Source organism: Streptomyces cyaneofuscatus (genome assembly GCF_042718795.1).
GTDB classification, from domain to species: Bacteria; Actinomycetota; Actinomycetes; order Streptomycetales; family Streptomycetaceae; genus Streptomyces; species Streptomyces cyaneofuscatus_A.
Window position 1 is genome coordinate 14,278 of the sequence record NZ_JBHXOX010000008.1, and the last position, 13,612, is coordinate 27,889.

18 protein-coding genes are annotated in these 13,612 nt (G+C 71.7%); 10 read left to right on the forward strand and 8 right to left on the reverse strand.

The window, feature by feature from the left end; translation table 11 throughout:
- Window positions 1-23: 23 nt before the first annotated feature.
- The 10 genes from gvpJ (at window position 24) to ACFWRT_RS10355 (ending at window position 5,985) form a co-directional block, all read left to right on the forward strand.
- Window positions 24-524 (forward strand): gas vesicle protein GvpJ, encoded by a 501-nt coding sequence (gene gvpJ, locus ACFWRT_RS10310; RefSeq protein ID WP_380950691.1) that lies wholly within the window; start codon window positions 24-26, stop codon window positions 522-524.
- A 1-nt stretch (window position 525) separates the two neighbouring features.
- Window positions 526-1,305, forward strand: coding sequence for a GvpL/GvpF family gas vesicle protein (locus ACFWRT_RS10315; protein ID WP_380950690.1), 780 nt, complete (start codon window positions 526-528; stop codon window positions 1,303-1,305).
- A 2-nt stretch (window positions 1,306-1,307) separates the two neighbouring features.
- Window positions 1,308-1,574, forward strand: coding sequence for a gas vesicle protein GvpG (locus tag ACFWRT_RS10320; protein WP_380950689.1), 267 nt, complete (start codon window positions 1,308-1,310; stop codon window positions 1,572-1,574).
- Window positions 1,567-2,511 carry a histone protein gene (locus ACFWRT_RS10325; protein WP_380950688.1) on the forward strand — a complete coding sequence of 315 codons (945 nt, stop codon included), beginning with the start codon at window positions 1,567-1,569 and terminating at the stop codon, window positions 2,509-2,511. The genes ACFWRT_RS10320 and ACFWRT_RS10325 overlap by 8 nt, the downstream gene beginning before the upstream one ends.
- 6 nt (window positions 2,512-2,517) lie before the next feature.
- Window positions 2,518-3,666 carry an SRPBCC family protein gene (locus tag ACFWRT_RS10330; RefSeq protein ID WP_380950687.1) on the forward strand — a complete coding sequence of 383 codons (1,149 nt, stop codon included), beginning with the start codon at window positions 2,518-2,520 and terminating at the stop codon, window positions 3,664-3,666.
- Window positions 3,663-4,037, forward strand: a complete 375-nt coding sequence (locus ACFWRT_RS10335; protein ID WP_380950686.1) for a gas vesicle protein — start codon at window positions 3,663-3,665, stop codon at window positions 4,035-4,037. The genes ACFWRT_RS10330 and ACFWRT_RS10335 overlap by 4 nt, the downstream gene beginning before the upstream one ends.
- Window positions 4,034-4,864, forward strand: a complete 831-nt coding sequence (locus ACFWRT_RS10340; protein ID WP_380950685.1) for a GvpL/GvpF family gas vesicle protein — start codon at window positions 4,034-4,036, stop codon at window positions 4,862-4,864. Before ACFWRT_RS10335 ends, ACFWRT_RS10340 begins: the two co-directional genes overlap by 4 nt.
- Window positions 4,865-4,888: 24 nt before the next feature.
- Window positions 4,889-5,101, forward strand: a complete 213-nt coding sequence (locus ACFWRT_RS10345) for a gas vesicle protein (protein WP_239697354.1) — start codon at window positions 4,889-4,891, stop codon at window positions 5,099-5,101.
- Entirely contained in the window at window positions 5,098-5,400 is a 303-nt protein-coding gene (locus tag ACFWRT_RS10350; protein ID WP_380950682.1) for a gas vesicle protein K, read from the forward strand. The genes ACFWRT_RS10345 and ACFWRT_RS10350 overlap by 4 nt, the downstream gene beginning before the upstream one ends.
- Window positions 5,401-5,511: 111 nt before the next feature.
- Window positions 5,512-5,985, forward strand: a complete 474-nt coding sequence (locus ACFWRT_RS10355) for an Asp23/Gls24 family envelope stress response protein (protein ID WP_380950681.1) — start codon at window positions 5,512-5,514, stop codon at window positions 5,983-5,985.
- A gap of 55 nt (window positions 5,986-6,040) precedes the next feature.
- Here the strand turns inward: ACFWRT_RS10355 and ACFWRT_RS10360 are convergent, their stop codons facing one another.
- The 8 genes from ACFWRT_RS10360 to ACFWRT_RS10395 form a co-directional block, all read right to left on the reverse strand.
- Window positions 6,041-6,565, reverse strand: coding sequence for a DinB family protein (locus tag ACFWRT_RS10360; RefSeq protein ID WP_380950680.1), 525 nt, complete (start codon window positions 6,563-6,565; stop codon window positions 6,041-6,043).
- Window positions 6,566-6,703: 138 nt separating this feature from the next.
- A complete protein-coding gene (serC, locus tag ACFWRT_RS10365; protein ID WP_380950679.1) occupies window positions 6,704-7,822 on the reverse strand; it encodes a phosphoserine transaminase in 1,119 nt (372 codons plus the stop codon).
- Between the two features lie 89 nt (window positions 7,823-7,911).
- Window positions 7,912-9,141 carry a cytochrome P450 family protein gene (locus ACFWRT_RS10370; RefSeq protein ID WP_380950678.1) on the reverse strand — a complete coding sequence of 410 codons (1,230 nt, stop codon included), beginning with the start codon at window positions 9,139-9,141 and terminating at the stop codon, window positions 7,912-7,914.
- Entirely contained in the window at window positions 9,138-10,448 is a 1,311-nt protein-coding gene (locus ACFWRT_RS10375; protein WP_380950677.1) for a cytochrome P450, read from the reverse strand. Before ACFWRT_RS10375 ends, ACFWRT_RS10370 begins: the two co-directional genes overlap by 4 nt.
- Window positions 10,445-11,149, reverse strand: coding sequence for a GTP-binding protein (locus ACFWRT_RS10380; protein ID WP_380950676.1), 705 nt, complete (start codon window positions 11,147-11,149; stop codon window positions 10,445-10,447). The genes ACFWRT_RS10375 and ACFWRT_RS10380 overlap by 4 nt, the downstream gene beginning before the upstream one ends.
- A complete protein-coding gene (locus ACFWRT_RS10385) occupies window positions 11,130-11,501 on the reverse strand; it encodes a DUF742 domain-containing protein (protein ID WP_007449967.1) in 372 nt (123 codons plus the stop codon). The genes ACFWRT_RS10380 and ACFWRT_RS10385 overlap by 20 nt, the downstream gene beginning before the upstream one ends.
- A complete protein-coding gene (locus tag ACFWRT_RS10390) occupies window positions 11,498-11,935 on the reverse strand; it encodes a roadblock/LC7 domain-containing protein (RefSeq protein WP_380950675.1) in 438 nt (145 codons plus the stop codon). Before ACFWRT_RS10390 ends, ACFWRT_RS10385 begins: the two co-directional genes overlap by 4 nt.
- Window positions 11,932-13,548 carry a sensor histidine kinase gene (locus ACFWRT_RS10395; protein ID WP_380950674.1) on the reverse strand — a complete coding sequence of 539 codons (1,617 nt, stop codon included), beginning with the start codon at window positions 13,546-13,548 and terminating at the stop codon, window positions 11,932-11,934. Before ACFWRT_RS10395 ends, ACFWRT_RS10390 begins: the two co-directional genes overlap by 4 nt.
- Window positions 13,549-13,612 lie beyond the last annotated feature (64 nt).

A 13,612-nucleotide genomic window follows, 5' to 3' on the forward strand; every position in this document is an offset into this window, starting at 1 on the left:
TCCGACTGCTGGAAGGACCCCCCATGACGACCACGACATACGTCGACGGTGTCGCTCCGTGCCCGCCCCGCTCCGGCTCGCTCTACGACGTGCTGGAACTCATCCTCGACCGGGGCATGGTGATCGACGTATTCGTACGGGTCTCCCTGGTCGGTATCGAGATCCTGAAGATCGACGCACGCATAGTCGTGGCCAGCGTGGACACCTACCTCCGCTTCGCGGAAGCGTGCAACCGCCTCGACCTCGAACGTGACCCCAGCAGCTCCACCGTCCCCGAGCTGTTCGGCGGCTCCGCCGCGCGCTCCGTCGGCAAGCGGAAGGTGCGCAAGGCCGCGGAGTCGGTCGGCGACACCGTACGCAAGGCGGTCGGAGCCGGGGGCTCCGACGAGGACGACGACTACGACGAGTACGACGAGGACGAGGCGGAAACGGAGGAGAGGCCCGCGCGTCCGAAGAAGCGGCGGGCCCCCGTCAGCAGCAGCAGTGGCGGCTCCGCGAGCCGCCGCCGCCGGGCGGAGGCCTGACGTGCGCGCCGAGGGACCGGGAACCGTCGAAGGGCCGGAGCTGTACGTGTACGCGGTCGTCCGGGCCGGAACGCCGCTGCCCCGGAAGTCCGGGGGCGTGGGCAGTCCGCCCGCCGCGTTGCGGGCCGTCGGCGCGGGACCGGTGGCCGCGGTGGTCAGTGCCGCCCCCGCCCAGTTGCGTGCCCGGCGCCGCGACCTGCTGGCCCACCAGGATCTCCTGGCGCAGCTGGCGGCGAGCGGGCCCGTGCTGCCGATGCGTTTCGGCATGGTCGCGCCGGACGAGGACGCCCTGCGCGCCCAGTTGGCCGCGGCGGAGGCGGCGCACCTCGCCGCCTTGGACCGGGTCGCCGGGCACATCGAGATGAACGTCAAGGCGCTGCCCGCCCACGACTCCCTCGCCGCGCTGGTGGCGGGGGACGCGACCGTACGGCGGCTGCGCGAGGCAGCCCGCAGGCGCCCCGGCTACGAGGCCGATGTGCGGCTGGGCGAAGCCGTCGCCTCCGCCCTGGCGCGCCGGGCGGGCGAGGCGGGACGGCGTGCGCTGCGCGACCTGGCGCCGATGGCCCGCGCGACGGCCGGGGGCCCGGAGGTGCCCGGCTGCGCGCTCAACGTGTCCTTCCTTGTGGCGCAGGCCGACAGCGACCGGTTCCGCGCGACCGCCGAGCGTTTCGCCGCGGCCCACCGCGACCACGTCGACCTCCGCATCGTCGGTCCGCTGCCCTGCCACAGCTTCGCCGGGGCCGGGGACCGGGGCGCGCCCGCACCCGTCGGTGGTGGCTGACGATGGGGCTGATCTCCGGAGTACTGCTGCTCCCCCTCGCGCCCGCCCGGGGCGTGATGTGGGTCGCGGAGCGGTTGCAGGACGCCGCCGAACGCGAGCTCTACGACCCCGGCGTGATCCGCGCGCAGCTCGCGGCACTCAACCACGAGCTCGACGATGGGCACATCGGGCTGGAGGAATTCGAAGCGGAAGAGGAAAGGCTGCTCGACCGGCTGTACGCCGCGCAGATCGGCCGGACACCGACGACAGAAGGTGACAGGCATGGATGACCAGGCGAAGGTGGCGCTCGCAGCCGCCGTGGTGGGTGGATACGTGCTGGGCCGGACGAAGAAGGGCCGGCTGGCCCTGAGCGTCGCGACCTATCTGGCCGGGCGCCGGTTCGGACTCGAACCCCGTCAGCTCGCCGCCGAGGGCATGCGCAGGCTCGGCGAGGTTCCGCAGGTGGCCGAATTGCAGGAGCAGTTGCGGGGCGAGGTCCTCGAAGCGGGCCGCCAGGCGGTGACAGCCGCCGCCAACCGCTCCATGGCCAACCTCGCGGACGCCATCGGCGACCGGACGGCCCGGCTCACCGCGGCGCCGGACGACGAAGCGGACGAAGAGGCGGACGAAGAGTACGACGAGGAGCCGGAAGGCGCGTACGAGGAAGAGGACGAGGAGGAAGAGGAAGAGGAGCCGGAGGAAGAGGAGGAAGAGGAAGAGGAGCCGGAGGAAGAGGAGGAAGAGGAAGAGGAGCCGGAGGAGGAGCCGGAAGAGGACGAGGAGCCCGCGGAGGACGAGGACGAGGAGTTCGAAGAGGAGGAAGAAGAGGCGGCCCCACCGCCCCGGTCCCGGGCGAGGAAGTCACCCGCCAGGAAGGCGGCCCCGGCCAAGAAGTCGGCTGAGAAGAAGACCGCCCCCGCCAAGAAGGCCCCCGCCAAGAAGGCCCCCGCCAAGAAGGCACCGGCCAAGAAGGCCGCAGCTAAGAAGTCCGCTCCCGCGAAGAAGACGGCAGCGAAGAAGACCGCCCCGGCCAAGAAGACCGCCCCCGCCAAGAAGTCGGCGTCCGGCACCTCGGCGGCCAAGAAGCCCGCCACCAAGAAGCCCGCCGCCAAGAAATCCGCCGCGAAGAAGTCCGCGGCCAAGAGGCCCGCCGCGAAGAAGTCTGCCTCGAAGAAGGCAGCGACATCGAAGCGGTCAGCATCCCAGCGCGCCGACCGCCGGAGGTAGTCAGCCATGGCAACGACGGACAAGGACGCATCCGAGGCTCCGACGGAGTCGGGCGTCGATCGCATCAAAGAGGAACTGTCGAAGTTCGCCAGTGCCCAGGTCCAGCAGCTCGCCGACAAGGCGGGCGGCAAACTCAAGGATCTGACCGGCCAGTTGACCGACAGCGCCGAGAACGGCGGCTCGCTCCCCTCCATCGCCTCGCGCGTCCTCCAGGGCGAATCCCCGGCCAAGGCCTTCGTATCGGAGAAGGCCAAGGGTGCCAAGGACGCGGTGGTGGACAAGGCGAAGGGCCTCTTCGGCGGTGGCGGCGACGACGGCGGCGGCGGAAAGGGCAACCGCAAGGCCGGCGGCGGAAAGTTCATGAACATCATCGAGGTGATGGACGTCGGCGTACCGCTGCGCACCGCCTACGACGCATGGACGCAGTACGACGAGTTCAGCGGCTTCATGAAGGGCGTCCAGAGCGTCTCGAAGGGCGATGACGAGGAGACCGACTGGAAGGTCAAGGTCGGCCCCTCCACCCGCAGCTTCAAGGCCACGGTGCAGGAACAGGTGCCGGACGACCGGATCGTCTGGACGTCCGAGGGCGCCAAGGGCAGCACGCGCGGCGCCATCAGCTTCCACGAGCTGGCCCCGAACCTGACGCGGATCGTGCTGGTCGTGGAGTACTACCCGTCCGGGTTCTTCGAGAAGACGGGCAATCTCTGGCGCGCCCAGGGCCGCCGCGTACGGCTGGACTTCAAGCACTTCCACCGGTACGTGACCCTCACCGAGGAGGAGCCCGAGGGCTGGCGCGGCGAGATCCGCGACGGCGAGGTCGTGGTCACCCACGAGGAGGCCGTCGAACGCGAGGAGGCGGAGGAGGCGGAGGAGGCCGAGGACGGGGAGGGCGAGGCCGAGGACGAGGAGTACGGCGAAGAGGCCGAGGACGAGCAGCCCGAAGAGGAAGGCGAGGAGGGCGAGGAAGAAGGCGACGAAGAGGACGAGGAACCGGAGGACGCATACGAGGAAGAGGACGAGAAGCCTGAGGAAGAGGAGGAAGACGAAGGCGAAGAGGACGAGGGCGAAGAGGAAGCAGACGAAGAAGAGGAGCCGGAGGAGCCGCCCGCTCCGAAGCGCGCGAGCCGCAGGCGCCGGTCGGAGGCCGCGCGGTGACCGACCTCGACTTCCGCCAGGGGAGCCCGCCGGCCAACGGCCCCCAGTCCACCACCAACCTCGCCGACATCCTCGAACGCGTCCTGGACAAGGGCATCGTCATCGCCGGGGACATCAAGATCGACCTCCTCGACATCGAACTCCTCACCATCCGGCTCCGCCTCTTCGTTGCCTCCGTCGACACCGCGAAGAAGGCGGGCATCGACTGGTGGGAGACCGATCCGGCCCTCAGCTCCCGGGCGAAACACAACGCCCTGGAGGACGAGAACCGCCGGCTGCGGGAGCGCCTCCAGGCCCTCGAACCGGCCGGCACGAATGAGACCGACCGGAACGTCGACAGGGACAACAGCAAGGAGACCGGGCAGAGATGACGCACCCCGCACCCCGGGACCGGGCTCCGGACGCCGCCTGTGTCACCTACGTGTTCGCCGTCTGCCGGGGCACCCGTGCCGCGAACACGGCGGACGTCACCGGTCTGGCCGGCATGCCCGGCGGCGCGGCGGTCCGGCTGCTGCCGTCCGGGCCGCTGACCGCCGTGGTCCAGACCGTCCCGGCCGCCGACTTCACGGACGAGGTCTGGCAGTCGCGGCTCTCGGACCCGCCGGAGATCGAGCGGTACGCACGGGCCCACCACGAGGTCGTGTCCGCCGCGGCCCTCCACGGGCCCGCCGTACCGCTGCCCCTCGCCACGCTCTACCACGACGACGACCGGGCCCGCCGCGCCCTCGACGACGAGGCGCACCGCTTCCACGGCGTGCTGAAGCGGATCGCGCACCACGCGGAGTGGGGCGTGAAGGTGTACGAGCCCGAGTCCCCGGCCACCGAGGAGGAGCGGGAGCCCGTCCCCGTGGGTAGCGGTGGGCGTGCGGCCCCCGCTCCCGGTGCGGGGCTCGCCTACCTGAACCGGAAACGCGGGGTCCAGGAGCGCCGGGAGCGGCGCCGGGAGCAGGCGCTGTCCGTCGCGGAGTCGGTGGACGCCGAACTCCGTGCGCTGGCGGCCGCGTCGCGCCGCCTCCGTACGCACGGGGCCGTACCGGGGGGCGACGGCCGGGTGCACGTGCTCAACGCGACCTACCTCGTGGCCGAGCAGCGCGCGAACGAACTGGCCGGCCTGGTAAGGGCTTTGGGCGAGCGGACCGGGACGCGGATCGAGCTGACCGGGCCCTGGGTGCCGTACTCCTTCGTCGGGGAGGTGTAGCCGGTGGACGGGGAGCGCCCGGTGGTGCCCTGGGACAGCCCGGAGCCCCTGAGCGGGCCTATCGGGGTGCCGCTGGTGGACCTGCTGGACCGGGTTCTGGCGACCGGGGTCGTCGTCAGCGGGGACCTGGTGATCGCCATCGCCGACGTACCTCTCGTACGGGTGTCGCTGCACGCCCTGCTGTCGTCGGTCAGCGAGCGGGTTCCGGCGCCCTGGGCCGACGGGGGGCCGCTGTGACGGGCCCGCGCCCGGCGGCGGGGGCGGGTTCACGGGTCGATCTGGACTCCGAGCAGATGGGGCGGGACCTGGTGGCCCTGGTCCTGACCGTGGTGGAGCTGCTGCGGCAGCTCATGGAGCGCCAGGCGATCCGCCGGGTCGAACAGGGCGACCTCAGCGATGAGCAGGTCGAGGAGATCGGGACCACGCTCATGCTGCTCGACCGGCGGATGAAGGAGCTCTGCGACCAGCACGGGGTGCGTCCGGAGGACCTCAATCTGGACCTGGGCCCGCTCGGGACGCTACTGCCGCGCGACTGAGGTCCGGTACCCCGAATGGCGGATGGCCGCAGGCGGGCGGAGAGTGGATGAGGGGGCCCGCGCGGGTGGGAGGAGCACCCGTGGCAACCACTCTCTGTGAGGCGGAGCGACATGGTCGACATCGAACCTGGGAGCGGGAACTCGGCGACGAGCGCTGGAAGCGAAGGAAGCGGCGTACGCGGCAGGACCACGATCGCCGACGGCGTCGTGGCCACCATCGCGGGCATCGCGATCCGTGAGACCGACGGCGTTCATTCCGTGGGCAAGGGCGCCTCGAAGGCACTGGGTGCCGTGACGGGCCGGGTCTCCGGATCGTCGAGCAGCGGACGGACCGTGAAGGTCGAGGTGGGCGAGAAGGAGACGGCGATCGACGTCGACGTCGAGGTGGAGTACGGCGTTCCGATCCATGAGCTGGCCGACCGGATCCGTACACACGTCATCGACGCCGTGGAGACGATGACCGGACTGAAGGTCGTCGAGATCAACATCAACGTCTTCGACGTGCACATCCCGGACGACGATGACGATGAGGACGAGGACGGCTCGGACGGCGGCGGTTCCCGCGGCGGCTCCCGGGTGAGGTGAGCCCAGCCCCGGCCCCGGGGGAGTGCCCCGGGGGAGTGGGAGCCGACGGGCCCGGTCACTCCGTGCCCGGGTAGCGGCCCACCGCGCCGTCGATCAGTTCGCGCACGATGTCCATGTGGCCGGCGTGCCGGACGGTGTCCTCCAGCATGTGGATGAGCACCCACCGCATCGACACGACCCGCCCGTCCCACGCGGTACCGGTCGTCTCCAGGTCCGTCTCCCGGATCGCGGCGTCGGCGGCCGCGCGGGCGCGGGCGTGGAAGGCGATGATGCCGGCGGTGGTCTCGTCGGGACCGGCCGCCATGTCCTCGGTCGCCGGGTCGAACCAGAACGGCTCGGTCTCCCGGCCGAACGTCGAGCAGAACCAGCCGTACTCGACGGCGGCGAGATGCTTGACCAGGCCGAGCAGATTCGTCCCGGTCGGCGTCATCGGCCGCCGCACCTGCTCGTCGTCCAGCCCCTCCAGCTTCCACAGCACCGCGTCGCGGTGCAGGTCCAGGCTGGCGTGAAGGCTCTCCTTCTCGCCTCCGGTGTACGGGACGTGGGTGATGCGGGGCGCGGCAGGCTCGGGTGAATTCATGGGCGGCACCCTAGCGGCGCGCCCCTGACTCCGTCCTCAGCGTTTGCAGGGGGGTGCCGAAACGGCCCGGCACCCCAAGCGGGTGCCGGGCCGTCTCCGTACTGCCCTACTGCCGTACTGCCGTACAGAACCGAAGAGCTAAAGCTTCTCGATCACAAAGTCGATGCACGCCGTCAGCGCCTGCACGTCCGCCGGGTCGATCGCCGGGAACATCGCCACGCGGAGCTGGTTGCGGCCCAGCTTGCGGTACGGCTCCGTGTCCACGATGCCGTTGGCGCGGAGCACCTTGGCGACGGCCGCCGCGTCGATCTCGTCCGAGAAGTCGATCGTGCCGATGACCTGCGAGCGCTTCGCCGGGTCCGTGACGAACGGGGTCGCGTACTTGGACTCGTCGGCCCAGCCGTAGAGGTGGCCCGAGGACGCGGCCGTGCGGCCCGTCGTGAAGTCCAGGCCGCCCTGGGTGTTCATCCACTTCAGCTGCTCGTTCAGCAGGAAGAGGGTGGACAGCGCCGGGGTGTTGTACGTCTGGTTCTTCAGGGAGTTGTCGATCGCCGTCGGGAGCGAGAAGAACTCCGGGATGTGCCGGCCCGAGGCGTGGATCCGGGCGGCGCGCTCCAGGGCGGCCGGGGAGAACACGCCGATCCAGAGGCCGCCGTCGGAGGCGAAGGACTTCTGCGGGGCGAAGTAGTAGACGTCGGACTCGGTGATGTCGACCGGGAGGCCGCCCGCGCCCGAGGTGGCGTCCACCAGGACGAGGGAGCCCTCGTCGGCGCCCGCGACGCGCTTGATGGGCGCCGCGACACCGGTGGAGGTCTCGTTGTGGGTGAAGGCGTAGACGTCCACGCCCGCCTCGGCCCGCGGGTCCGGGTGGGTGCCCGGGTCGGAGGCGATGACGGTGGGGTCGGACAGCCAGGGCGCGAGCTTCGCGGCCTTGGCGAACTTGGAGGAGAACTCACCGAAGTTCAGGTGCTGGGACTTCGCCTCGATCAGACCGTGCGTCGCGATGTCCCAGAAGGCGGTCGAGCCGCCGTTGCCGAGGATGACCTCGTAACCCTCGGGGAGGGAGAAGAGCGCGCGCACGCCGTCGCGTACCTCGCCGACCAGGTTCTTGACCGGGGCCTGGCGGTGGGACGTACCGAGGAGAGAGGTGCCGGTGGCGGCCAGCGCGTCGAGCGCCTCCGTCCGCACCTTGGAAGGACCGGCGCCGAAGCGTCCGTCGGCGGGCTTGATGTCAGCGGGAATCTGGATGTCGGCCACGCGTCGGAGCGTAGTCCCTCGGTGGCACGGTGCCGTAACCGTGTCCGTCCGATGAGACGTGCGCTCCGACCCGTGGACCCCCAGGAGTGCTACGACTCGTGGCCGAACGGGCAGCCCAGCTTCACCGGCAGCTCGTACAGGTCGTTCTGCGTCACGATCGGCTTGTTGCGCAGCTCGGCGGCCGGGACCGCCAGCTCCAGGTCCGGGAAGCGCTCGTACAGGGCCGGGAGCGCGATGCCCGCCTCCAGGCGGGACAGCGCCGCGCCCGGGCAGACATGCGGGCCGTGGCCGAAGGCGATGTGGCGGTTCGGGGTGCGGGTGGCGTCGAACTCGCCCGCCGTCGGGCCGTAACTCTCCTCGTCCCGGCCCAGCGCGCCGAACGAGATGATCAGGCCCTCGCCCTTCGGCAGGATCTTGTCGCCGACCTCGATGTCCTCCGTCGCGAAGCGGATCAGGACGTGCGAGGTCGGGGTGTTCCAGCGCAGGGTCTCCTCGATCACGCCGTCCCACGGGATCTCGCCGTCGAGGACCCGCTTGCGCTGGTCCGGGTGGGTCTGGAGCGCCTCGACCACGTTGACGATCAGGCTGATCGTGGTCTCATGTCCGGCGGCGATGATCAGTTGCAGCGTGTTGACGATCTCCTCGTCGGTGAGGTGGTCACCGTTCTCCGAGGCCGCGATCAGCGCGCTGGTCAGGTCGTCGCCGGGGTCGTTCCGCTTGTCGTTGACGATCTTCGTGAAGAGCGCGCCCAGGTCCGCCATCATCTGCGGGACCTCCTCCGGCGGCGTCTGCGTCGAGAAGAACTTCTCGAACAGCTCCTTCAGCCGCGGGTGGTCCGCCGCGTCCACGCCCATCAGCTCGCTGATCACGTTCATGGGGAGCGGGTAGGCGAACTCGGCCTTCAGGTCGACCGGTTCCCCCGCCGGGTGGGCCGCCAGCTTCTCCAGGCTCGCGTTCGTCAGCGCCTCGATGCCCGCCCGCAGCTTCTCCACCCTGCGTACCGTGAGCGCCTGCGCCACCAGCGTACGGAGGCGGCGGTGGTCGGCCCCGTCGACCGTCAGCATCGAGCGGCCCGGGTTGGCCAGGCCGATCAGCGGCCAGTCCATCGGTATCTCGCCGCGCTGCCAGGCGCCCCACACGTTGATGTCCTTGACCACCCGGCTGTCGGTGAGCAGCGCACGGGCCTCCGCGTGGCGGGTGACCGCGTACACGTGTACACCGCCCGGCAGCTCCACCTCGGCCAGCGGACCGGCGGCCCGCAGCGCGGCGCTCTCGCCGTCGAGGTCTCTGACGAAGGGGTCGAGCGCGATCCGGGTCATGCGGGGCCTCCGAGGCTTGCGGGTCTGCCGAGGGCGGGCGTGGGCGTGAAGAGCACCGGCAGGTCCGTCAGCCCGCGCAGCCACGGCGACGGGCGGCGGGTGAGCTGCTCGGCGGGGACGGCGAGGTCCACGTCCGGCAGCCGGTCGAGGAGGACCTCGATGCCGGTACGGGCGATGACCTCGGCGGTCTCCTGGGCCGGGAACGGGCAGCGGTGCTCGCCGTGGCCGAAGGAGAGGAAGGCGTTGTTGCCGCCGGTCAGCGCCGAGGCGTGGGTCCGCACCTGCGGGTCGCCGTTGGCGGCGGCGATCCCCAGGAGCAGCAGGTCGCCGGCGCGGACGTGGCGGCCGCCGAGGTGGGTGTCGCGGGTGGCCCAGCGGCCCGCCACGTTCTGCGTCGGGGTGTCCTCCCAGAGGACCTCGTTCATGGCCTCCGCGACGCTGTGCCGGCCGCCGGAGAGCGAGGCGGCGAACCGGTCGTCGGTGAGCATCAGGCGCAGCGAGTTGCCCATCCAGTCGGCGGTCGGCTGGTGGCCGGCCGCCATCATCACCATGAGGTCCTGGGCGACCTCCTCGTCGGTGAAGCCGCCCGCGTCCGCGATCATCCGGCTGGCGACGTCGTCACCGGGCTCGGCGTGCTTGTCGGCCAGCAGTTGGAACATCGACGCGCCCAGATGCTGCTGCCCGGCGAGCGCCCGCTCGCGGCCGTCGATCATGTCGTTGATCGCGCCGACCAGGGGGTACGCCTCCTCGTCGGAGAAGCCGTAGATCCTGGCCAGGACCAGGGCGGGGAGCAGTTTGGCGTACTCCGCGATGATGTCGACCGCGCCCTTGGTGCAGAACCGGTCGATCAGCTCGTCCGCGAACTCCTCCGCGTACCGCTTCAGCGAGAACGGGTCGACGCCCTCCAGCGCGTTGCTGATCATCATCGCGCGGACGCTGTGCCGCTCGCCGACCGTGTAGAGGATCGACGGCTGCTTACGGCCGATCATCGGCAGCAGCGGCCAGTCGTCCGGGATGCGGTCCCACTGGTTCCACAGGTCGGAGTCCCGGCTGAAGAGGGCCGGGTCGCCGGTGACCTGGTGCAGCTCGCGGTAGCCGAGGACGAGCCAGGCGGGCACGTCGCCGTCCAGCACGACCGGGGCGACGGCGCCGTGGTCGCGCCGCATGTCCCGGTAGAGCTGGACGGGGTCGCTCTGGAAGCGGGGCCCGGACAGGGGGACGGACCCGTGGGTGACGGGGCAGCCGGAGGCGGTGCCGGGCGGGCTGCCGGAGGTGGTGCCGGGCGTGCTGCCGGAGGTGGTGGTCACGGGGCGGACTCCGGGGTCGGGGCGGCCGCCGCCAGCGCCGCGGCGGGGGCGGTCACCTCGGGGACGGCCGCTTCGGATACGGCCGTCTCGGATCCGGCCGTATCGGCGGCGCTCAGGCGGGCGGCGGAGAGCGCGGCGAGGTGCTCGACGAGCGTGATCAGCACGTACTTGCTGGAGGACCGGTCCCGGGCGTCGCACTCCACCAGCGGCACGTCGTCCGAGAGGTCCAGCGCCTCACGGATCTGCTGCTCGCTGTGGAGCGGGCCGCCGAAGTCGTTGCACGCCACGATGAACGGCGTGCCGTGGTGCTCCAGGCGGTCGATGGCGTACCAGGAGTCGGCGAGTCGGCGGGTGTCCACCAGGACGACCGCACCGAGCGTGCCGGAGAACAGCCGGTCCCACAGGAACCAGAACCGCTCCTGTCCGGGCGCGCCGAAGAGGTACAGCACCGAGCGTGCGTCGAGCGTGATGCGGCCGAAGTCGAACGCCACGGTGGTGGACGTCTTGGCCTGGACGCCGTCGAGGTGGTCGACGGCCTCGCCCGCGCGGGTCATCGTCTCCTCCGTGTTGAGCGGACGGATCTCGCTCACGGATCGGACCATGGTGGTCTTGCCGACCCCGAAGCCGCCCACGACAACGATCTTGAGGCCGTTGTCGGCGGTGTCGCTCAGGGCGGCGCGGTCAGAGGTTGCGGAGTCCAACGAGCACCTGTTCCAGGATGTCGGGGTCGGGGAGCCGGTCCGCGACACGGGCGGTACGGGGGTGGCGGGCGCTGATCCGGCCGGTGTCCAGCAGGTCGCACAGCATGATGCGGACGATGCTGACCGGCAGGTTCAGGCTCGCGGCGATCTCGACGACGGCGGTCGGGCCCTGGCACATCCGCAGGATCGCGACGTGCTCCGACTGCATGCCGGGGGCCGGGTCGCACTCGGCGACGACGAGGGTCACCAGGTCGAAGGCGGCCGAGTCGGAGCGGCTGCGTCCCCCGGTGAGGGTGTACAGCCGGTCCGGATCGTCGTCGCGGCCCGGGCGGGGGCGGGGCGCCGTCGTCATACGGCCGGACTCTCGGCCGCCGCCGAAGTGTCGAAGGGCGCGCGCGGCGGGGCGACGAGGTGTTCGCCGAGCTGCTCGACGAGCTCGCTCATGTTGTGGCCCACCAGGCCCACGTCGGAGTCCTCGTCGGCGACGACGGCCAGATGGGCGCCCGCGCCCGCCTCGACGATGAACAGCACACCGCCGTAGAACTCGGCCATCGCGGAGCGTACGCCGCCGGTGCCGTCACCGAACTCGATGGACGCGCCGTGCGACAGGCTCTGGATCCCGGCGGAGATCGCCGCCAACTGGTCGGCCTGGTCGACCGAGAGCTCGGGGGTGCGGCACAGCTTGAGGCCGTCGCGGGACAGGACGAGGGCGTGGCGGGTTCCGGGGGTGCGGTCGAGCAGCCCCTCCAGCAGCCAGTTGAGCTTCTCGTCGGTGGTCGCGGTCATCGGGTGTTGCCTTCCGGGTGCGGGGAGTTGGCACGTACGGCCCGGCTGAAGGTGCTGAAGCGCGCGGCCTGGACCTTCGGGTCGGTGGTACGGGCCCGGGGGGTGTCGGCTCCGCCGGGGGTGGCGTGGCCGGTACGGGCTTCGGCGGCGGCCAGCGTGCGGCCGCGGCGGCGCTTGGGCAGGCCGCTCTCGCCGAACGCGGGGACGGTGCCGGTGGACTCGGACTCGGACTCCGTGCGCTCCGACTGCGTGCGCTCGGACGCCACGCGCTCGGAGTCCGTCCGCTCCGGCTCCGCCGCCGGGGTCAGGGGCGTGGCGGAGTCGACGGCGGTGAGGGTCCGGGCCGTGGGCGTGGCCTCGGTGGTGTCCGCGCCGGCGGCCGAGGCGTGCGACGGCTCCGGCTCGACAGGAGCGGAGGCGGAGGCGGAGGCCGGAGCGGAGGCGGTGACGGCCTCCGGGAGAGCCGCCGCCGGGCCCGGGGCCGGTGCGGTGGTGCGGGCGATGACGTCCTGCGGGAGCATCATCAGCGCGCCGGTGCCGCCCCGGGCGGAGGGCCGGAAGGAGACGGTCAGACCGTGCTTACGGGCCAGCCGGCCGACGACGGCGAGACCGAGCCGGGTGCCGGAGAGGTTGGTGAGGTCCTGGTGGTCGGCGGAGACGGCCTTCTCCGCCCGGCGCAGCTGCACCTCGCTCATGACCAGGCCGCTGTCCTCGACGGTGATGACGATGCCCGCCGGGACCTCCTCCACGTAGACGTGGACCTCGGCGGTGGGCGGCGAGAAGTTGGCGGCGTTGTCCAGGAGTTCGGCGAGCGCGTGCATGACGCCCTCGGCCGCGTGCCCGGCGATCGCGACATCGCTGGTGGAGTGGAGGCGCACGCGCTGGTAGGAGCCGATGCGGCCCATCGCGCCGCGCAGGATCGACTCCATGACGATCGGCTTGGCCCAGCGCCGCCCGGAACGCGCCCCGGTCAGTACGGCGATGGAGTCCGCGAGCCGGCCCGCCTGGGCGGTGCGGTGGTCCAGGTACAGCAGGTCCCCGAGCACGGACTCGTCCGTGTGCCGGTGCTCCATCTCCCGCAGGTCGGCCAGCATGCTGGTGGCCAGGGCCTGCATCCGCCCGGCCGCGTTGGCGCAGGCCGCGACGGCGGCGGAGCGCTCGGTCTCGGCGCGGGTGGCGCGGGCGGTGAGCCGGTCGACGGTCACGGAGAGCCGGGACCGCTCGGCGGCGGCCTCCGCGGCGATCCGGTCGTTCTCGGCGCGGGCCTCGGTGGTGACCCGGACGGACTCGGCGGAGGCGGCGGCCTTGATCCGGGCCGTCTCCGCGGTGAAGCGCTGGGCCTCGGCGGCGGAGGCGGAGACCAGGCGCGAGGTCTCGGAGGTGAACCGCTGGGAGTCGGCGGCCCGCAGGGAGCGCAGCGTGCGCGCGGTCCCCAGGGTGTGGACGGTGACGGCCACGCAGACGCTCAGCAGCACGGCGGCCGCGCCCGCGCCCCAGGCCAGCGGGGTCCGTACCGAATCGGGGGCCGCGACCACGGCCCACAGAGTCAGCGTGCCGGTGACGGCTGCCGAGATCAGCAGGGCGAGTGCGGTGGGCCTGAATGAGGGGCGCAATCGGAGTCCTCGGTGGCGGACGGTGCGGAACGGGCGAAACTGCACCGGATAAATCCGGACAGTT

Bases quoted from the DNA above. Each gene is read 5' to 3' on its own strand.
- gvpJ (WP_380950691.1), top strand. From the start codon at position 24: ATGACGACCACGACATACGTCGACGGTGTCGCTCCGTGCCCGCCCCGC.
- ACFWRT_RS10320 (WP_380950689.1), top strand. From the start codon at position 1,308: ATGGGGCTGATCTCCGGAGTACTGCTGCTCCCCCTCGCGCCCGCCCGG.
- ACFWRT_RS10325 (WP_380950688.1), top strand. From the start codon at position 1,567: ATGGATGACCAGGCGAAGGTGGCGCTCGCAGCCGCCGTGGTGGGTGGA.
- ACFWRT_RS10330 (WP_380950687.1), top strand. From the start codon at position 2,518: ATGGCAACGACGGACAAGGACGCATCCGAGGCTCCGACGGAGTCGGGC.
- ACFWRT_RS10340 (WP_380950685.1), top strand. From the start codon at position 4,034: ATGACGCACCCCGCACCCCGGGACCGGGCTCCGGACGCCGCCTGTGTC.
- ACFWRT_RS10355 (WP_380950681.1), top strand. From the start codon at position 5,512: ATGGTCGACATCGAACCTGGGAGCGGGAACTCGGCGACGAGCGCTGGA.
- ACFWRT_RS10360 (WP_380950680.1), bottom strand. From the start codon at position 6,565: ATGAATTCACCCGAGCCTGCCGCGCCCCGCATCACCCACGTCCCGTAC.
- ACFWRT_RS10370 (WP_380950678.1), bottom strand. From the start codon at position 9,141: ATGACCCGGATCGCGCTCGACCCCTTCGTCAGAGACCTCGACGGCGAG.
- ACFWRT_RS10385 (WP_007449967.1), bottom strand. From the start codon at position 11,501: ATGACGACGGCGCCCCGCCCCCGCCCGGGCCGCGACGACGATCCGGAC.
- ACFWRT_RS10390 (WP_380950675.1), bottom strand. From the start codon at position 11,935: ATGACCGCGACCACCGACGAGAAGCTCAACTGGCTGCTGGAGGGGCTG.